Origin of the sequence: Microbacterium sp. NPDC060132, assembly GCF_042729675.1 — a bacterium.
GTDB classification, from domain to species: domain Bacteria; phylum Actinomycetota; class Actinomycetes; order Actinomycetales; family Microbacteriaceae; genus Microbacterium; species Microbacterium sufflavum.
Genome location: NZ_JBHWXU010000001.1, coordinates 3,224,915 through 3,243,565, shown reverse-complemented (window position 1 = coordinate 3,243,565; position 18,651 = coordinate 3,224,915). Strand labels below are relative to the sequence as shown.

The following is an 18,651-nucleotide window of genomic DNA, read 5'->3' as shown; positions in this document are numbered from 1 at the left end:
CTGCCAGGATGCGCACGTGCGGGAACCGCCGAGACGGCGTCGCATCGTCACCGTGGAGATCCGGAACGTATCCTCGCCAGGGGTCCCGGGGCACGCGAACGGGAATCGTATCGTCAGTCCGCGGCGATCGTGAGCACGGCACGCAGGAGCGCGACCCGGTCGTGCAGGGAGGAGCGCAGGAAATGCTCGTCCACCGCGTGCGCGCCCCCGCCCCGTGGCCCGAAGCCGTCGACGGTCGGCAGCCCGAGCCCGCCCAGCAGGTTGGTGTCCCCGGCGCCCGCGGCCGGACGACCCTCGATGCGCTGACCGACACCGGCCGCCGCTTCGGAGATCTGCTCCAGCAGGGCGGCGTCCTGCGCGGAGGCCCGCCAGGCCGGCCGCGCGCTGAGCACCTCCGCCGTCACGGTCGCGCCCTCGCGCACCGGGTGCAGCGCGGCCAGGGCGTCGAGCACCTGGCGTTCGGTCACGGGATCCGTGAAGCGCAGGCCGATCTCCGCCGCCGCCTCCGCCGGCACCACGTTCGTGCGGGCTCCTCCGGCGATCGTGCCGACGTTGCACAGCACCGGACCGGGCAGGGCGGGATCCGCGACGATGCGTCGCACCGCGAGCAGCTGGTCGACGAGTTCGTCCACGGCCGAGATCCCGTGCTCCGGATCGAGGGCGGCGTGGGCGGCGCGCCCGGTGACCGAGAGGCGCACCCGCGCGCTGCCGCGACGGCCGACCTTGAGGGCGCCGTCGGGGTGCGGCGACTCGAAGCCGATCGCCGCCGCGGTCCCGCGCGCGCGTGCGGCCAGCAGCGGCCCGGACACGGGGGAGCCGATCTCCTCGTCGCACACGAGCACCACCCGCACGGCCCGGCGCCGCTCGACCGCCAGCGGCTGGAGGGTGCGCAGAGCCTCGAGCATCACCGCGATCCCGGCCTTCATGTCGTAGGCGCCCGGTCCGCGGACGACGTCGCCGTCCTCCACCCAGGGCACCTCGCCGTCGAGGGCGCCGACGGGCCACACGGTGTCGGTGTGCCCGATGAACAGGAGCGGATCGCCCGTCCCCGGCACGTCGATCACCAGGTCGGTCCCGGCGCTCGTGGGCTCGCGGCGGACGGTGCCGCCGATGGCCTCGAAGCGGGCGCTCAGGACGTCGGCGATGCGGGCGCTAGCGGCGGTGTCGCGGCTCGGCGACTCGATCGACACGAGCTCGCGCACGAGTGCGATGATGTCGTCAGAAGAGTGGTCCGCGTGCTGCGCCGCCGGAGAAGTGGTCACAGTTACGAACCGTATCTGCCTCTTGATCCCCGTGCAAGCCGCCGATAACATCGCTCAGAGCAGCAGGACTCTTCAATCTTAGGAAACGTATCGTGCCTCATTTCTCCGTGGCCGCTGACGCGGGCATCGGCTACGGCTGTCGGGAGCTGACCCAGTACACCGAGTTCCGAGAGGCCGCGGCGCTGTACGCCAGGGTGTTCGCCTACACCGAGAGCGAGTACGCGCTGAACGCCAACCTGCTCACCGCGCTCGCCCGCAACGGCGGTTCGGCGATCGGGGCCTTCGCCGACGACGGCGCGCTCATCGGATTCGCCTACGGCTTCGCCGGGTGCGACACCGACGGCACGCTGTTCCACTACTCGCAGGCGGCCGCCGTCGAGGCCGCCCAGCAGGGCCGCGGCGTCGGTCAGGCCCTCAAGCTCGCGCAGCGCGCGGTCGCCCTCCGGTGGGGGCAGCGCACCATGCGCTGGACCTTCGACCCGCTGCTGTCGCGCAACGCGCACTTCAACCTCAGCTCGCTCGGCGCCGTCGGCATCGCGTTCGAGCGCGACTACTACGCGCGCCCCGACACCGACCGGCTCGTGGTCTCGTGGGACCTCACCGCCGCCACGCGGTCTCCGCGTGCCACGCCGCCGTCCGCCCCGGCGCTCGGGCCGGACGACTGGGGTCGCGCGGTCGCCGCACCGGACGGCACCTGGATCGCGATCCCCGTGCACCCCGGCCGCCTGAGCCCGGCCGAGCGCGAGGCGCTGCGCCGCGACCTCGAGCGCAGCATGACCGGGGTGTTCCACCGCGGGGAGGTCCTGGTGGCGGCGACGCGCCTCGACGATCAGACGGCGGTCTACCGCGCGACACCAGGGGAGGGCCCGGCATGAGCGACCACCACCACGAGGACCGCGACCTCGTCTCACCGCGCGACCGCTTCGGCGAGCGCATCCGCACCAACCAGTCGGCCGAGAGCATCCAGGCGCGCATCATCGAGACCGAGCAGCGCACCCTCGCGCAGACGTTCGAGGAGCTCAGCCGCTCGGCGCAGGTGCCGCAGGCGGCCGCGCTCCTGCTCGGCGCCCGCCGTCGCTACGTCGCGGGCGAGGGCAAGGCCGCCGCGTACGCGCAGCTGCTCACCGCCGATCTCTCCGCCACGCTGTCCAACGTGTTCCTCGTGGACGGGCACGCACTGCAGCCGCTCACCGTGCTGACCGATGTGCGCGCCTCCGACGTGCTGATCGCGTTCTCCCTGCGGCGCTACCGCGAGGAGACCGTGCGGCTCGGACGGCTGTTCCACGAGGCGGGCGGACAGCTCGTCGTGATCACCGACAGCGAGGACGCGCCGCTGGCACCGATCGCCACGTCGCTCATCCGCGTGCGCACCGGGTCGGCGTCGTACGCCGACTCGCCGACCCCGGTCGCGGCGGTCTGCCACCTGCTCAGCGCCTTGACCACGGCGAGCGCGAAGGGTGCGCGTCGCCGCCTGGCCGAGCGCGACCGGCTCGTGGCCCGCCTCGGCCTCTACGGCCCGGAGCAGCCGCGGCCGCGCAGCGAGGAGGGCGGCGCGTGAAGATCGACCGCATCCGCCTGTTCACGCTGCGCCAGCCGCTGCGGCACAGCTTCGAGACCAGCTCGCACCGCAAGTCCGGCATCGAGCACATCCTCGTCGAGGTCACCGACACGGACGGGCGCACCGGCTGGGGGGAGATCGCGTCCCCGAGCGACCCCTACTTCGGCGCGGAGACCACGGTGACCGCGTGGGAGATCGCCACGCGGTACCTGGTCCCCGCCCTGCTCGGAGCGACCGGCGACGACCCGGCCGACCTGGAGTCGACGTGGTCGCGCGTGCGCGGACACGAGTTCGCGAAGGCGGGATTCTCCGGCGCGGTGTGGGACCTGTACGCCCGCACGCACGGCATCGCGCTCGCCGCGGCGCTCGGCGGCACCAGGGACGAGGTGGTCGCGGGGGTCTCGCTCGGCATCGAACCGTCGATCGACGAGCTCCTCGCACAGGTCGAGCTGCAGCGCGCGGCCGGCTACCCGCGGGTCAAGCTCAAGATCGCGCCGGGGTGGGACGTGGAGCCCGTGCGGGCCGTGCGCGCCGCCCACCCCGACCTCGACCTCCACGTCGACGCCAACGGCGCCTACCCCGACGACGACGAGGCGGCCGCGGTGTTCGCGCGCCTTGACCGCGAGGGGCTCACCATGATCGAGCAGCCGTTCGGCCCCCACGAACTGGTGGCCCACGCGGAGCTGCAGGCGCGCCTCGACACGGACGTGTGCCTGGACGAGTCGGTCGTGGCGCTCGGCGACCTGCGCGCCATGATCCGTCTGGGCGCCGGGCGCATCCTCAACATCAAGGTCTCGCGGATGGGCGGGCTCGGGGTGGCACGCGCCGCGCACGACATCGCGCTCGACGCCGGCATCCCCGTGTGGTGCGGCGGCATGCACGAGTTCGGCGTCGGCAGGGCCGCGAACGTCGCGGTTTCGTCGTTGCCCGGCTTCCTGCTGCCCTCCGACGTGTCCGGATCGGACAAGTACTACGAGAGCGACATCATCGAGCCGCCCGTCACCGCTCAGGCGGGGCGTGTGCGGGTGCCGACCGGGCCCGGCCTCGGCCATGAGGTGCGGGTGGCGCGCATCGAGCGCGACGCCGCGCGGGTGTACGACTCCGCGGCGTCCGACGTGCGCGACACCGCCCTCACGCTCGGCTGACGGCCCCGGACCGCTGCGAGGAGTGGACCCATGCGCGCACTGCTGCTGTACCGGCTGGAGCTGTCCCCGGACACCGAACCCGCGGACGCCGTCGTCGAGGTGGACCCCGCGACCCCGATCATCCGCGCCACCGACCTGGGGGTGACCCGCGGGGACGGCGTGTTCGAGACCGCGGTCGTGCGCCACGGCGTGCCCCAGGCGCTGGAGGCGCACCTGCACCGGCTGGAACGGTCGGCTGCGCTGCTCGAGCTGCCGGCGCCGTCGCTCGACCGCTGGCGCACGGCCGTGCGCAGGGCGGCCGCCGCGGTGTCGCGACCCGGGGTGCTGCGCGACGGCGAGATCGCCTCGATCAAGTTCGCCATGACCCGCGGCGACGAGCTCGACCACGCGGGACCCACCGGCTGGGTGCTCGGCTTCGCGGGCGCCGACCCCTCGACCGTGCGCGCCGCGGGGGTCACCGCGGTGGTGCTCGACCGCGGGTACCGGCACGACGTGATGCACACGGCGCCCTGGCTGCTGCAGGGCGCGAAGTCGCTCGCCTACGCGGTCAACCAGGCGGCGCTGCGGGAGGCCGCACGCCGCGGTGCGGACGACGTGGTGTTCGTCAGCGCAGACGGGTTCGTGCTGGAGGGGCCGCGGTCGACCCTGATCGCCCGCATCGACGACACCCTGGTCACCCCGCCGCCGGAGTTCGGCGTGCTGCCGGGCACCACCCAGGGGGATGTGTTCGCGGGGCTCGCCGACCGCCGCACCGCGATCGTGCCCGTGACGCGGGAGGATCTGCGGCGGGCGGATGCCCTGTGGCTGTGCTCCAGCACGCGCGGTGCAGTGCCGGTGCGCGCCCTCGACGGCGCGGCCCTGGCGATCGACCATGAGCTCACCGCGCGGATGAACGCGGTGCTGGATGCACGGGAGGACTGACATGACCGGCGACGGACGGACTCTGGACGGGGTGTTCGACGGGCACAACGACCTGGCCTGGGCGAGCAGGACGCTGCTCGGGTACCGGGTGGACGAGCTGGCCGGGCCGGTCGCGGCCACTCAGACCGACCTTCCGCGGCTGGACGCCGGGGGCGTGGCGGCCCAGTTCTGGTCGGTGTGGGTCGACCCGGTGCTGGAGGGTGCGGAGCAGGTGGTGGCGACGCTGGAGCAGATCGACTTCGTGCACCGGCTGGCGGACGCCCACCCCGATCGGCTCGCCTTCGCCCGGACCGCGGCGGACGTCAGGGCGGCGATGGCCGAGGGGCGCATCGCCTCGCTGATCGGCATCGAGGGCGGCGACCAGCTCGGCGGCTCGCTCGCGGTGCTGCGCCAGTTCGCGCGGCTCGGTGCGCGCTACCTGACTCTGACGTGGTCGCGCACGATCGCCTGGGCGGATTCCGCGACCGACGAGGAGCGCCACGGCGGACTGACGGAGTTCGGGCGGGAGGTCGTGCGCGAGCTGAACCGCATCGGCGTGCTGGTCGACCTGTCCCACGTGGCGCCGAGCACGATGCGCGACGCGCTCGCGATCACCACGCGGCCCGTGATCGTGAGCCACTCCGGAGCGCGCGCGCTGTGCGACCACCCGCGCAACGTGCCGGACGACGTGCTCGCGGCCATCGGTGCGCAGGGCGGCGTGGTGATGGTGCCGTTCGTGCCGACGTTCCTGTCGCAGGCCAGACGCGACTGGTGGGAGGCGGGCGGTGCGGGCGAGGCCCCGGCGGTCGGGGTGAGCGACGCGGCCGATCACCTCGACCACGTCCGGCGCGTCGCGGGTGCGCACGCGGTCGGTATCGGCGCGGACTACGACGGTTCCGACGCGATGCCCGACGGTCTCGGCGACGTCTCGTGCTACCCGGCTCTGTTCGCCGAGCTCCGGCGACGCGGCTGGTCGGAGGAGGACCTGGCCGCTGCCGCCCACGAGAACGTGCTGCGCGTGCTCGCCGCCTCCGACCCCGACCACGAGGCGTTCCTCGCCGGCCGCGCGGGGTCTCCGGCCCCCGCGGCGCTGGTGCCCGCGGTCGACACCACCGCGCGAGAGGGGGCGGAATGAACGCCCGTGTGCTCGTGGTCGTGAACTCCGCCAGCTCGGGCCCGCGACGTCTGGGTGCGTGGCTCACGGAGCGCGGCCTCGACGTCCACCCGGTCGTGGGAGCGCAGGAGCCGCTGCCGACCTCGCTCGACGGCTACGCGGGGCTCGTGCTCCTCGGCGGGGGACTCATGCCCGACGACGACGACCGCGCGCCGTGGCTGGCGGCCGAGCGCGCGCTCGCCGCCGAGGCGATCGCCCGCGACTTCCCGACACTCGGCATCTGCCTCGGCGGTCAGCTGCTCGCGCACGTGGCGGGGGGCGAGGTGCGGGCCAAGACCGGGCCGGTCGAACGCGGGGCCACGCCCATCCAGCCCACGGACGCGGGGCGCGAGGACGCGGTGTTCGCCGCCCTCGGTGACGAGGCCCCCATGATCGAGAACCATCAGGACATGATCACGGCTCTCCCGCCCGCGGCCGTGCTGATGGCCTCCAGCGCGGCGGTGGAGAACCAGGCCTTCCGGCTGGGTGCGCACGTGCGCGGCGTGCAGTTCCACCCCGAGGCGTCCGCCGCCGACCTGGAGCGCTGGGACGACGCGGCGCTGCGTGGCGAGGGACGGTCGCTGCCGGCCCTGATCGCGGAGGCCGAACGCGTGCACGACCACAACACCGCCGCGAGCCGCGCGCTCATCGAGGCCTTCGCCGACGAGGTGCTCGCCGGGGTCTCGGCATGACGTCCCCCGGGCCCCGCGGGCCGGCGGAGGCGACGGACGAGGGCGTCCTCCGGCTCGGGCTGGACGACGACGCGCGGCGCGGGGCCCCCGCGGCCGTCGCGGCGGTGTGCGACCGGGGCACGGTGCGGGCGGTCGCGGTGCACGGACACCCGCGCGGCGACGGGCGCCCGACCACACGCGACACCGTGTTCCGCATCGCCTCGATGTCGAAGAGCTTCCTCGCCGCGACGGTCCTGGTGCTGCGCGACCGCGGACTGCTCGACCTGCACGCGCCGATCACCACGTCGGTACCGGGCGTGCGACTGCTCCACGACGGCCGGGAGTGCACGGTGACGGGGGAGCAGCTGCTGTCGAACCGCTCGGGGCTGGGAGAGGACAACGCCTGGGTCGACCGTCACCTCGGCGCCGGCCGGGAGGAGCTCGCGGCGCTGTTCGCGTCGGGCCTGCCGCTCGCCGCGGTCCCCGGCACCGTGTATCAGTACTCCAACCTCGGGCAGTCGCTGCTCGGGCGGGCGGTCGAGGCCGTGACCGGGAGAGCGGTGGAGGACGTGGTGCGCGAGGTGCTCCTGGAGCCGCTCGGGCTGCACCGCACCGCGCACACCCCCGACGCGTTCCCCGACGACGAGCGGGCGCACGGTTTCCGCACGTTCGACGGCGGGGAGACCTTCCGCCCCGAGCCGTTCGTGGGGGCGGGGGCGCTCGGGTGCATCGGCAGCATGGTCAGCACGGTGGACGACATCGCGACGTGGATGTGGTTCCTCGGCTCGGCGTTCACGGATGAGCCTGTGGCGCCGGAGGTGCTCTCACCCGCGTCACGCAGGGAGCTGCAGCAGCCGCGCACGCCCATCCCCGGGCCGCCAGGGGCCTTCCCCGGACACGAGCTCGCCGCCGCCGGCTACGGCTACGGGCTGGTCGTCGAGGAGGATCGACGGTTCGGGCGGATCGTGCAGCATTCGGGCGGGCTGCCCGGGTTCTCGTCGCACATGCGGTGGCACGCCGCGACCGGGCTCGGCGTGGTCGCCTTCGGCAACTCGGATGACTTCGCGGCGCGGTGCGTGGCCGGCGTCGCACTGGACGAGCTCCTCGCGGGCACGGGGGCGCCGTCGGCCGTGGTGCGACCGTGGCGGGAGACCGTGGCGGCGGCGCAGGCCATCGATGCGGCGATCCGTGACGGCCGGTCCGCCTCCGCGTATCCCGTCCTCGCGGATCACGTGCTGGCCGACGTGCCCGCGGATGTGCGGGATGCGCGGCTGGGCGCCCAGCTCGAGGAGATCGGCGGACTCGTGCCGGAGCAGGCGCCGTTCGCGGAGCGTGTGGTCGCCGCCGGGAGCGAGGCCGAGCTGCGCTGGCGGATCGCGGGAGTGCGGGCCGATCTGCGCGTCGAGGTGCGGATGATCGGGCTGCCCGAGCCGCGGATACAGGGGCTGTCGGTCGTGGTCGTGCCGACGGGCGAGTCGCGCGCCGAGGGGGAGCAGCCGGGCCCGGCCGACCGCCACCGCCTCGTGCTCCCCGCGCTCTGACCTCCGGCGCACGAGGGCCGCGGTCACACATCGACCCCGTCCAAAAATCGGTTCTAGGATGGATCCATCCCACCCGATCGTTCTGAGGACCGTCATGCCCGCCACCCCCGTGCGTCGTCTCCTGCCCGCCGCCGCGCTCGCCGCCGTCACCGCCCTGGTGCTCGCCGCGTGCGCCGGTCCCTCCACCGATGCCGACGGGGAGGTGGGCGATGAGCTCGTCTGGTCGATCGAGGGCGCGAACCTCTCCGCGGGGCACATGGATCCGCAGGTCAGCCAGCTCGACGTCTCCGGCATGGTGCAGCGCGCCGTGCTCGACTCGCTCGTGTTCCAGGAGGAGGACGGCAGCTTCAGCCCGTGGCTGGCGACGGAGTGGGAGGTGTCGGACGACAGCACCGAGTACACCTTCACGCTTCGCGACGACGTGACCTTCACCGACGGCGAGCCGTTCGACGCCGAGGCCGTGAAGGCGAACTTCGACCGCATCGTCGACCCGAAGACCAAGTCCGCGCAGGCGGCCAGCATGATGGGCGCCGACTTCTACGAGGGCACGGAGGTCGTCGACGAGCACACCGTGAAGGTCACGTTCACGCAGCCGTACGCCCCGTTCCTGCAGGCCGCCAGCACGCCGCAGCTGGGCTTCTACTCGCCCGCGGTGCTGAAGGAGTCCGCGGCGAAGCTGAAGGCCGGGGGCCCGGGCGTCACCGTGGGCACCGGTCCCTTCGAGCTCACCGATTACACGCCCGATCAGGAGCTCGTGTACACGCGCAACGACGACTACGCCTGGGGGCCGCACGGGGAGAAGGCGCCGTCGTTCCAGACGCTGCGCGTGGAGATCCAGCCCGAGGCCGCCGTGCGCAGCGGCGTCGTGCGCAGCAGCGAGGCCGACCTCGCCAGCGACATCCCGCCGAACCTGGTCGAGGAGCTCGGCGACGGTGTCACGGTCGACTCGGTCGAGTACCCCGGCCTGCCCTACTCGCTGTACCTGAACGAGAAGTACGGCGTGTTCGCCGACGAGAAGGTGCGCCAGGCGTTCGCGCGGGGCATCGACATCGACGCCGCCGTGGAGGAGATCTACTTCGGCCAGTTCCCGCGGGCGTGGAGCATCCTCGGCTCGACGACGCCCGGGTACGACGCGGCGCTGGAGGGCACGTGGCCGTACGACCAGGACGCCGCGAACGCGCTCCTCGACGAGGCCGGGTGGACCGAGCGCGACGCCGACGGCATCCGCATGAAGGACGGCGCGCGCCTCTCGGTGCGCTGGATCGCGTGGACCCCGGTGCCCGACGACCAGGCCGCGCTCGCGAACGCCATCCAGTCCGACCTCAAGGCGATCGGCTTCGAGGTGCAGCGCGAGGTGCTGGAGCCGGGCGCCTACAACGCGCAGTACGAGCCGAAGACGTTCGACCTCACGGACTGGGGCTTCTCGGGCGTGGACGCCGACTTCCTGCGCAACCACCTGCACAGCGAGGGCTTCCAGAACGCCTCGCAGGTCACCGACCCCCAGATCGACGCGCTGCTGGAGCAGGCGGTCTCCTCGAGCGACCAGGACACCCGCAACGCCCTGTACGCGCAGCTGCAGGAGTGGAACGCCACGTACACCGCGATCGTGCCGCTCTACAGCCCGTCCGCGATCACGGCGGTCGGCGAGCGCGTGAACGGCCTGCAGTACGACCTGTACGGCCGGCCGCTGTTCTACGATGTGACCCTCGGCTGAGTCCGCTCAGCCGCCGGGACGACGGAAGCAGGACGCAACGGTGAAGGCTGCCCTGCCGCGGATCGCCGGCCTCCTCGCGACCGTGGTGGTGGTGCTGTGGGGCGCCGCCACCCTCGCGTTCCTCGCCTTCCGGCTCATCCCCGGCGACCCGGTCTCGGTGATGCTCGGCCCGCAGGCGCAGGTGAGCGATGAGGTGAAGGACGGCATCCGCGCCGAGCTCGGGCTCGACCGGCCCGTCCTGGAGCAGTACGCGTCGTTCATCGGGCAGCTCGCCCGGGGCGACCTGGGCGAGTCGTATCAGCTGCGGCTGCCGGTGACCGAGGTGATCGGCCGTCAGCTCGGGGCGACCCTGCAGCTGTCCGCGCTGGCCCTGGCGATCGCCGTGGTGCTCGCGCTCGCCGTGACCGTGCTGGTGCGCGGACGGACGGCGCGCGCGGTGGCCGCGGCGGTCGAGCTGGTCGTGCTGTCCTCGCCGGTGTTCTGGATCGGGCTCGTGCTGCTGAGCGTCTTCGCGTTCGGTCTGGGGTGGTTCCCGGTGTCGGGCGCCCGCAACCCTGCGACCCTCGTGCTCCCCGCGGTCACGCTCGCACTGCCGGTGGCGGCCCTGCTGAGCCAGGTGCTGCGCGACGCGCTCGTGCAGGCCGAGCGGATGCCGTTCGCCGAGACGGTCCGCGCGCGGGGGGCGAGCCCGTCGTGGTTCACGCTGCGGCACGGACTCCGTCACGGCGCGGCCTCGGGCATCACGCTGGCCGCCTACCTCACGGGCTCGGTGCTGGGCGGCGCGGTGCTGGTGGAGACGGTGTTCGCGCGGCCGGGGCTGGGGCGCGTGACCCTCGCGGCGATCAGCGACCGCGACCTCCCCGTCATCACCGGCATCATCCTGCTGAGCGCCGTCGTGTTCGTGGCGGTGAACCTCGTGGTCGAGCTCGTGCATCCGCTGATCGACCCCCGGGTGCGGGCCGCAGCGGCCGGAGGCGCCCGATGAGCCGCGGTCAGCGGGCGGCCCTGTGGTCGGCGGTCGCGGTGCTCGCGGTGATCGCGGTCGCGGCGGTGTGGCCCGACCTCCTCGCCCCGCAGGACCCGCTGCAGACCGACGTGCGTTCGGCCCTGCTGCCGCCCAGCCCCGAGCACCTGTTCGGCACCGACCAGAGCGGACGCGACGTGTACGCGCGCGTGGTGCACGGGGCCGGGCGGTCGCTGGGCATCGGGCTCCTCGCGACCGGGATCGCGGTCGTCGTCGGGCTGCTCGTCGGCGCGGTGGCGGGGATGGCGCCGCGGGGCGTGGACCTCACCGTGATGCGGGTCAACGACGTGCTGATGGCGTTCCCCGAGTTCCTGGTGGCGCTCGTGGTGGTCGCGGTGCTGGGCCCGGGACCGGTGAACATCGCGATCGCGGTGACCCTGGCCGCGGTGCCGGTGTACGTGCGCCTGGCCCGGGTGCAGACCAGGACGCTGCGCGTGGCCGAGCACGTGGAGGCCGCGCGCATCCTCGGGGTGCCGCCGCTGCGGGCCTTCACCCGGCACGTCGCCCCCGGGGTGCTGGGCTCGCTCAGCGTGCTCGCGACGATCGGCATCGGATCCAGCATCCTCGCCGCCGCCGGGCTCAGCTTCCTCGGCCTCGGGCCGTCCGAGCCGACCCCGGAGTGGGGGCTGATGCTCGCCGGAGGCCGGAACGTGCTCGGACAGGCGTGGTGGATCTCGGTCTTCCCCGGCATCGCGATCACGCTCTCGGTCGTGTGCGCGACGGTCGTCGGACGGATCCTGCGGGCCAGGGCGGACGGGAGGACGGCATGAGGGCGCTCGAGCTGCGGGGGCTGCGGATCGCGTTCGACGGCACGGCGGTCGTGGACGGCGTCTCCCTGTCGGTCGAGCGCGGCGAGTGCGTCGCGATCGTGGGGGAGTCCGGTGCGGGCAAGACCCTCACCGCCCGCGCTCTGCTCGGGCTCACGCCGCGTGCGGCGACCGTGACCGCGGAGGGGCTCGTGATCGACGGGACGGATGCCGCCGCCCTCGGCGAGCGCGCCTGGCGGCGGCTCCGCGGCGCGCGGATCGGCCTGGTGGCGCAGGACGCGCTGATCTCGCTCGACCCCCTGCGCCGCATCGGGGCGGAGGTCGCCGAGCCCCTGCGCCTGCACCGCCTCGCGCGCGGCCGGGGCGCCGTGTCGCAGCGGGTGCAGGAGCTGCTGCGGCGCGTGTGGCTGCCCGAGCCGGAGCGCCGCGCCCGCCAGTACCCGCACGAGCTCTCCGGGGGACTCCGCCAGCGCGCCCTGATCGCCTCGGCGCTCGCGGCGTCCCCGGCGGTGCTGGTCGCGGACGAGCCGACGACGGCGCTGGACGCGACGGTGCAGGCGCGCATCCTCGACCTGCTGCGGGAGATCGCCGACAGCGGGACAGCGGTGCTGTTCATCAGCCACGACGTCGCGGCCGTGCGCCGGCTGGCCGACCGGGTGCTGGTGATGAAGGACGGCGTCGTGGTGGAGTCGGGTCCGGTCGCGGAGGTGCTGGAGCGTCCGCAGCACGAGTACACCCGGGAGCTCATCGCCGCGACCCTGCACGAGCCGCGCGACGCTCCCGCCGGCGAGGCGGCCCCGATCCTCGTGGCCGAGGGCGTGGCGAAGTCGTTCGGCGCCACGGCCGCCGTGGCCGACGCGTCGTTCACGGTGCCGGAGGGGCGCACGCTCGGGATCGTGGGAGAGTCCGGGTCGGGCAAGACCACGCTCGCGCGGCTCCTGGTCGGCGTCGAGAAGGCGGACACCGGGTCGCTCGCCTGGCAGGGATCGCCGCGGGTGCAGCTCGTGCACCAGAACCCGCTCGGCGCGTTCGACCCGAGGTGGACGATCGGGCGGTCGCTGCGCGAGGCCCTGGAGGCCGGCGGGGTGCCCCGGTCCGAGCGCCGTGCACGGGTCGCGGGGCTGCTCGCCGAGGTCGGCCTCGCCCCGGAGCTGGCCGCCCGGCGCCCGCTCGCCCTCTCCGGCGGACAGCGCCAGCGCGCGGCCATCGCCCGGGCGCTCGCCGCCGACCCCGAGGTGCTGGTGCTCGACGAGCCGGTGTCCGCGCTCGACCCCTCGGTGCGCGAGCGCGTGCTGCGACTGCTGGCGCGGCTGCAGCGGGAGCGACGGCTGACGATGGTCCTGGTCTCGCACGACCTCGACGTGGTGGGCGCGGTCGCCGACGAGGTGCTGGTCATGCAGGACGGGCGCATCGTCGAGCAGGGCACGACGGCCGAGGTGTTCGCCGCGCCGCGACACCCGTTCACGCGCGAGCTCCTGGCCGCGGCCGGTACCGCGCGCCCCTGACCCGATGCCGTGGTCCCGGGGTGCCGCATCCGCGTACACTGGGAGCACGAGCATCGATCCGGCCATCACCGGGGAGCTCTCGGAAGAACGGTCCCGGCCCCGCGCCGTGGCTCAGTAGAACCGAGCGGGGCAGGCCCGTCACAGCCGCAGTGAGAGTGGTCGCGTCGCATGGCGCGGCACGCGAGGTGGTACCGCGGTCCGCGAGGGTCGTCCTCGCAGCAGCATCCGCCACGACGACCACTGCGAGACACGATGACCTACCCGCGCTCCTCCTTCGGACCCGCCGCCGACCAGGCCGCCACTGTGGCGCCGAGCCCCCGCTTCCCGCAGATCGAGGAGGAGGTGCTCGACTTCTGGAAGACCGACGACACCTTCCGCACCTCCATCGCGCAGCGCGAGGGCGCCCCCGAGTGGGTGTTCTACGACGGCCCTCCCTTCGCCAACGGGCTGCCCCACTACGGCCACCTCCTGACCGGCTACGCGAAGGACGTGTTCCCGCGCTTCCAGACCATGATCGGCAAGAAGGTCGACCGCGTCTTCGGATGGGACACGCACGGTCTTCCCGCCGAGCTCGAGGCGATGAAGCAGCTCGGCATCACGGAGAAGCGCGAGATCGAGGAGATGGGCATCGACGTCTTCAACGAGAAGGCGCGTTCGTCCGTCCTGAAGTACACGCACGAGTGGCAGGACTACGTCACCCGCCAGGCGCGCTGGGTCGACTTCGAGCGCGGCTACAAGACGCTCGACCTCGGCTACATGGAGAGCGTGCTGTGGGCCTTCAAGACCCTGTACGACAAGGGACTCGCCTACGAGGGCTATCGCGTGCTGCCGTATTGCTGGCGCGACGAGACCCCGCTCTCCGCGCACGAGCTGCGCATGGACGACGACGTGTACCAGATGCGCCAGGACCCGTCGGTGACCGTGACCTTCCCGCTCACCGGCGCCAAGGCCGAGGCGCTCGGGCTCACCGGCGTGCGCGCGCTCGCCTGGACGACCACCCCGTGGACGCTGCCGACCAACCTCGCGCTCGCCGTGGGGCCCGACATCGAGTACGTCGTGCTCCCCGCGGGGCCTGCGGGCGCGGCCGACGTGCACCAGGGGCGCGGCGCGCCCTCGGCCGACCTGGTCGCCGTCGAGTCGTCGGCGCACCGCTACCTGCTCGCGAAGGACCTGCTGGGCGGCTATGCCAAGGACCTCGGCTACGAGAGCGCGGAGGAGGCGGCGGCCGCGGTCGACGCGACGCTGCGCGGCGCGGAGCTGGCCGACATCACGTACGACCGGCTGTTCGACTACTACGCCGACGAGGAGACCTACGGCACCCAGCACGCCTGGCGCATCCTCGTCGACGACTACGTCACCACGACCGACGGCACCGGCATCGTCCACCAGGCGCCCGCCTACGGTGAGGACGACCAGCGCGTGGCGGGGGCCGCGGGCATCCCGACGATCCTGTCGCTCGACGACGGCGGCCGCTTCCTGCCGAACGTGACCGATGTCGCGGGCGAGCTGTGGATGGACGCCAACAGCCCGCTCGTGCGGATCATCCGCGACAACGGGCGTCTGGTGCGTCTGCAGAGCTACGAGCACTCGTACCCGCACTGCTGGCGGTGCCGGAACCCACTGATCTACAAGGCCGTGTCGAGCTGGTTCGTCCGCGTCACCGACATCAAGGACGACATGCTCGCGAACAACGAGCAGATCACCTGGGTGCCGGAGAACGTCAAGCACGGACAGTTCGGCAAGTGGCTCGAGGGCGCGCGCGACTGGTCCATCAGCCGCAACCGCTACTGGGGCTCGCCGATCCCGATCTGGAAGAGCGACGACCCCGAGTACCCGCGCGTCGACGCGTACGGGTCGCTGGAGGAGCTGGAGCGCGACTTCGGCACGCTGCCGCGCAACCCGGAGGGCGAGGTCGACCTGCACCGGCCGTACATCGACCACCTGACGCGCCCGAACCCCGACGACCCGACGGGCAAGAGCACGATGCGCCGCATCGAGGACGTGTTCGACGTGTGGTTCGACTCCGGCTCGATGCCGTACGCGCAGGTGCACTACCCGTTCGAGAACCAGGAGTGGTTCGACTCGCACTCCCCGGCGGACTTCATCGTGGAGTACATCGGCCAGACCCGTGGCTGGTTCTACGTCATGCACGTGCTGTCGACCGCGCTGTTCGACCGCCCGGCGTTCACGGGCGTCAGCTGCCACGGCATCGTGCTCGGCAGCGACGGCTACAAGATGTCGAAGTCGCTGCGCAACTACCCCGACGTGTCCGAGGTGCTCGACCGCGACGGCTCCGACGCCATGCGCTGGTTCCTCATGTCGAGCGCGGTGCTGCGCGGCGGCAACCTGATCGTCACCGAGGAGGGCATCCGCTCCGGCGTGCGGGAGTTCCTGCTGCCGCTGTGGAACTCGTGGTACTTCTTCGCCACCTACGCCAACGCCTCGGGCGACGGCGGGTACGAGGCGTCGTGGTCCACCTCCTCCACCGACGTGCTCGACCGCTACATCCTGGCGCGCCTGGGCGATCTGGTGCGCGAGGTGCGGGCCGACCTGGAGGGCCTCGACTCGACCACCGCGTCGGCCCGGCTGCGCGACTTCGCCGAGGTCCTGACCAACTGGTACATCCGCCGGTCGCGCGACCGGTTCTGGGTGGGCGTCACCGACGACCCGCAGAGCCGCGAGGCGTTCGACACGCTCTACACCGTGCTGGAGACGCTGTGCCGCGTGGCCGCCCCGCTCGTGCCGCTGGTCAGCGAGCGCGTGTGGCAGGGCCTCACCGGCGGCCGCAGCGTGCACCTGCAGGACTGGCCGGACGCCGGGCAGTTCCCGGCGGCCGACGAGATCCGCGACGCGATGGACGCCGTGCGCGAGCTGTCGAGCGTGGGCAACGCGCTGCGCAAGAAGGAGAAGCTGCGCGTGCGGCTGCCGCTCGCGCGCCTCACCGTCGTGTCGCCGCTGGCGGGCGACCTCGGGCAGTTCGAGGACATCCTCCGCGAGGAGCTGAACGTGAAGTCCGTCGAGCTCGTGTCCCTCACGGAGGACGCCGCGGCGGAGTACGGCATCAGCCACCGGCTGAGCGTGAACGCGCGGGCGGCCGGTCCGCGACTGGGCAAGGACGTGCAGAAGGCGATCCAGGCAGCGCGCTCGGGCGACTGGTCGGAGAGCGACGGCGTCGTCACCGCCGGCGGCATCGCGCTGGAGCCGGCGGAGTACGAGCTCGTGCTGGAGACGACGGGCCGGCCCGAGGGCGAGGCCCTGGCGATCGTGCCGTCGGGCGGCTTCGTGCTGCTCGACACCCGCACCACGCCGGAGCTGGAGGCCGAGGGGCTCGCGCGCGACGCGATCCGCGTGGTGCAGGAGGCGCGCAAGAACGCGGGGCTCGACGTGAGCGACCGCATCGTGCTGGCGCTGAATGCGGCGCCCGCGGAGGCTCCGGCGCTGGAGGCGCACGCCGAGCTGATCGCCGCGGAGACCCTCGCCGTCGCGTTCGCGGTGCAGTCCACGGACGAGCTCGACCGTCTCGTCGACGAGGTCACGAGCCCCGGCGACGGCGTGCACCGCAGTGGGGCGAAGGCCCTCGGGGCGGGCAAGGCGCCCCTGATCGTCACGATCGACACGAACCTGGAGAGGGTGGGCGCATGAGCGCGAGGGACAGGGCGGACGCCGTCTACGAGACGCTGCTGAGCCGTGCGGGGGAGCGGTGGGTGCAGCCGCGCAAGGAGCGCACGGCCCGCGTGCTCCAGTACCTGGACGACCCGCAGCGCACGTACCGCGTGATCCACATCACCGGAACGAACGGCAAGACCTCGACCGCACGGATGATCGAGAGCCTGCTGCGCGCGCACGACCTGCGCACGGGCCTGTTCACGAGCCCGCACCTGGAGCGCTTCACGGAGCGCATCATGATCGACGGCGAGCCGATCGCCGATGAGGCCGTGGCCGACGCCTGGGACGAGATCAAGCCGTTCGTCGCGATCGTCGACGCCGAGCTGGAGGCCGAGGGCGAGGAACCCCTCACGTTCTTCGAGCTGCTGACGGTGCTGGCCTTCGTCGCGGTCGCCGACGCCCCGGTCGACGTGCTGGTGCTCGAGGTGGGCATGGGCGGCGAGTGGGATTCCACGAACACGGCGGACGGCGACGTGGCGGTGTTCGCGCCGATCGACATCGACCACGCCGACCGCCTGGGCGACACGATCGCGAAGATCGCGGAGGTCAAGGCCGGCATCATCAAGGAGGGCGCAGCGGTCGTCTCCGCGCAGCAGCCCGCGGAGGCCGCCGAGGTGCTGCGTCGCGTGGCCGCCGAACGACACGCGACCATCGCCTTCGAGGGCGAGGACTTCGGTCTCGCAGAGCAGAAGCTCGCGGTCGGCGGGCAGCTGCTGACGATCCGCGGCCTGGCCGGGCAGTACGCCGAGGAGTACCTGCCGCTGTACGGTGCGCACCAGGGACACAACGCCGCCCTCGCGGTCGCGGCGGTGGAGTCGTTGATCGGCGGTGCCTCGCAGGCCATCGCGGGCGGCATCATCTCGGACGGCCTGCAGGGGAGCACCTCGCCGGGGCGGCTGCAGCTGCTCGGCATCGCGCCGACGGTGATCGTCGACGGCGCGCACAACCCGCACGGCGCCGCCGCGCTCGCCCAGGCCCTCGACGACAGCTTCGACTTCGACGAGTGGGGTCTGGTGCTGGGCATCCTGGCCGACAAGGACGCGGCGGGCATCGTGGCGACCCTCGCGCCGGCCGCGGCGCACGTGTTCGCGACCGCGCCGGAGTCGGATCGCGCGAGCGATGCCGACATGATCGCCGACCTCGTCGAGCAGACCGGCCGCCGGGCGACCGTCCACCCGTCTCTGGCCGACGCCGCCGACGCGGCGCGCGAGTGGGCGGCCGCCTCCGACCGCCGCGCCGTGATCATCGCCGGATCGGTCGTGCTCGCGGGGGAGGCCATCGCGCTCTCGGAGGACGAGGACTGGAAGGCGGGGTGGCGCGCATGAGTGCCGGCGCCGCGTCCTCCCGCCCCGCGCGCCGGCCCCGTCCGCCGCGCACGCTGGTGCAGAAGCTCGCCCCGATCGTGCTCGGCTTCGAGGCGATCGTGGTGTTCCTCGTGGGTCTGACGCTGTTCGGCCTCAAGGCGCTGCCGGCGGGCATCGAGCAGTGGTGGGGCATCGTCGGCGGTGCCGTGCTGGCCCTCGCGTGCATTGTGATCGCGGGGCTCATCACGAGGCCGGGGGCGATCGCCGCCGGCTGGATCGTGCAGGTCATCGTGGCCCTGGCGGCGATCGCCGTGCCGGCGGTGCTGCTCGTCGTGCTGATTTTCGGCGGCATGTGGGCGTATGCGACCATCATGGGGGCTCGGCTGGACGCACGACGTCCCGCTCAGCCCTCGACCGAGACTCAGACAGAGAGTGAATGAC

At 73.2% G+C, this 18,651-nt stretch carries 15 protein-coding genes; 14 read left to right on the top strand and 1 reads right to left on the bottom strand.

Annotated features, from left to right (window positions below; all coding sequences use genetic code 11):
* Positions 1–113 precede the first annotated feature (113 nt).
* Positions 114–1,262 (bottom strand): M20/M25/M40 family metallo-hydrolase, encoded by a 1,149-nt coding sequence (locus tag ACFWCH_RS15700; protein ID WP_378803788.1) that lies wholly within the window; start codon positions 1,260–1,262, stop codon positions 114–116.
* A gap of 92 nt (positions 1,263–1,354) precedes the next feature.
* On the opposite strand from ACFWCH_RS15700, the gene ACFWCH_RS15695 reads away from it, so the two are divergent.
* The 14 genes from ACFWCH_RS15695 (at position 1,355) to ACFWCH_RS15630 (ending at position 18,650) form a co-directional block, all read left to right on the top strand.
* Positions 1,355–2,137, top strand: a complete 783-nt coding sequence (locus ACFWCH_RS15695) for a hypothetical protein (protein WP_378803787.1) — start codon at positions 1,355–1,357, stop codon at positions 2,135–2,137.
* Entirely contained in the window at positions 2,134–2,820 is a 687-nt protein-coding gene (locus tag ACFWCH_RS15690; RefSeq protein WP_136030929.1) for a MurR/RpiR family transcriptional regulator, read from the top strand. Before ACFWCH_RS15695 ends, ACFWCH_RS15690 begins: the two co-directional genes overlap by 4 nt.
* Positions 2,817–3,965, top strand: coding sequence for an o-succinylbenzoate synthase (gene menC, locus ACFWCH_RS15685; protein WP_378803786.1), 1,149 nt, complete (start codon positions 2,817–2,819; stop codon positions 3,963–3,965). Before ACFWCH_RS15690 ends, menC begins: the two co-directional genes overlap by 4 nt.
* A 30-nt stretch (positions 3,966–3,995) precedes the next feature.
* On the top strand, positions 3,996–4,886 hold the full coding sequence (locus ACFWCH_RS15680) for an aminotransferase class IV (protein ID WP_378803785.1): 891 nt from the start codon (positions 3,996–3,998) through the stop codon (positions 4,884–4,886).
* A 1-nt stretch (position 4,887) separates the two neighbouring features.
* On the top strand, positions 4,888–6,000 hold the full coding sequence (locus tag ACFWCH_RS15675; RefSeq protein ID WP_378803784.1) for a dipeptidase: 1,113 nt from the start codon (positions 4,888–4,890) through the stop codon (positions 5,998–6,000).
* On the top strand, positions 5,997–6,710 hold the full coding sequence (locus ACFWCH_RS15670) for a type 1 glutamine amidotransferase (RefSeq protein ID WP_247981819.1): 714 nt from the start codon (positions 5,997–5,999) through the stop codon (positions 6,708–6,710). Before ACFWCH_RS15675 ends, ACFWCH_RS15670 begins: the two co-directional genes overlap by 4 nt.
* Complete coding sequence (locus ACFWCH_RS15665; RefSeq protein ID WP_378803783.1) at positions 6,707–8,230, top strand: serine hydrolase domain-containing protein; 1,524 nt, start codon at positions 6,707–6,709, stop codon at positions 8,228–8,230. Before ACFWCH_RS15670 ends, ACFWCH_RS15665 begins: the two co-directional genes overlap by 4 nt.
* A 94-nt stretch (positions 8,231–8,324) precedes the next feature.
* A complete protein-coding gene (locus tag ACFWCH_RS15660; RefSeq protein WP_378803782.1) occupies positions 8,325–9,944 on the top strand; it encodes an ABC transporter substrate-binding protein in 1,620 nt (539 codons plus the stop codon).
* Positions 9,945–9,984: 40 nt separating this feature from the next.
* On the top strand, positions 9,985–10,929 hold the full coding sequence (locus ACFWCH_RS15655) for an ABC transporter permease (protein ID WP_136030942.1): 945 nt from the start codon (positions 9,985–9,987) through the stop codon (positions 10,927–10,929).
* A complete protein-coding gene (locus ACFWCH_RS15650; RefSeq protein ID WP_136030943.1) occupies positions 10,926–11,738 on the top strand; it encodes an ABC transporter permease in 813 nt (270 codons plus the stop codon). The genes ACFWCH_RS15655 and ACFWCH_RS15650 overlap by 4 nt, the downstream gene beginning before the upstream one ends.
* A complete protein-coding gene (locus ACFWCH_RS15645) occupies positions 11,735–13,240 on the top strand; it encodes a dipeptide ABC transporter ATP-binding protein (RefSeq protein ID WP_378803781.1) in 1,506 nt (501 codons plus the stop codon). The genes ACFWCH_RS15650 and ACFWCH_RS15645 overlap by 4 nt, the downstream gene beginning before the upstream one ends.
* A 252-nt stretch (positions 13,241–13,492) precedes the next feature.
* Entirely contained in the window at positions 13,493–16,882 is a 3,390-nt protein-coding gene (gene ileS, locus ACFWCH_RS15640; protein ID WP_136034039.1) for an isoleucine--tRNA ligase, read from the top strand.
* Positions 16,879–18,231, top strand: coding sequence for a bifunctional folylpolyglutamate synthase/dihydrofolate synthase (locus tag ACFWCH_RS15635; protein WP_378803780.1), 1,353 nt, complete (start codon positions 16,879–16,881; stop codon positions 18,229–18,231). The genes ileS and ACFWCH_RS15635 overlap by 4 nt, the downstream gene beginning before the upstream one ends.
* Entirely contained in the window at positions 18,228–18,650 is a 423-nt protein-coding gene (locus tag ACFWCH_RS15630) for a DUF4233 domain-containing protein (RefSeq protein ID WP_378803779.1), read from the top strand. The genes ACFWCH_RS15635 and ACFWCH_RS15630 overlap by 4 nt, the downstream gene beginning before the upstream one ends.
* The last annotated feature ends 1 nt before the right edge of the window (position 18,651 follow it).

Bases quoted from the DNA above. Each gene is read 5' to 3' on its own strand.
- ACFWCH_RS15690 (WP_136030929.1), top strand. From the start codon at position 2,134: ATGAGCGACCACCACCACGAGGACCGCGACCTCGTCTCACCGCGCGAC.
- ACFWCH_RS15650 (WP_136030943.1), top strand. From the start codon at position 10,926: ATGAGCCGCGGTCAGCGGGCGGCCCTGTGGTCGGCGGTCGCGGTGCTC.
- ACFWCH_RS15630 (WP_378803779.1), top strand. From the start codon at position 18,228: ATGAGTGCCGGCGCCGCGTCCTCCCGCCCCGCGCGCCGGCCCCGTCCG.
- ACFWCH_RS15635 (WP_378803780.1), top strand. From the start codon at position 16,879: ATGAGCGCGAGGGACAGGGCGGACGCCGTCTACGAGACGCTGCTGAGC.
- ileS (WP_136034039.1), top strand. From the start codon at position 13,493: ATGACCTACCCGCGCTCCTCCTTCGGACCCGCCGCCGACCAGGCCGCC.
- ACFWCH_RS15660 (WP_378803782.1), top strand. From the start codon at position 8,325: ATGCCCGCCACCCCCGTGCGTCGTCTCCTGCCCGCCGCCGCGCTCGCC.
- ACFWCH_RS15665 (WP_378803783.1), top strand. From the start codon at position 6,707: ATGACGTCCCCCGGGCCCCGCGGGCCGGCGGAGGCGACGGACGAGGGC.
- ACFWCH_RS15645 (WP_378803781.1), top strand. From the start codon at position 11,735: ATGAGGGCGCTCGAGCTGCGGGGGCTGCGGATCGCGTTCGACGGCACG.
- ACFWCH_RS15675 (WP_378803784.1), top strand. From the start codon at position 4,888: ATGACCGGCGACGGACGGACTCTGGACGGGGTGTTCGACGGGCACAAC.
- ACFWCH_RS15680 (WP_378803785.1), top strand. From the start codon at position 3,996: ATGCGCGCACTGCTGCTGTACCGGCTGGAGCTGTCCCCGGACACCGAA.
- ACFWCH_RS15670 (WP_247981819.1), top strand. From the start codon at position 5,997: ATGAACGCCCGTGTGCTCGTGGTCGTGAACTCCGCCAGCTCGGGCCCG.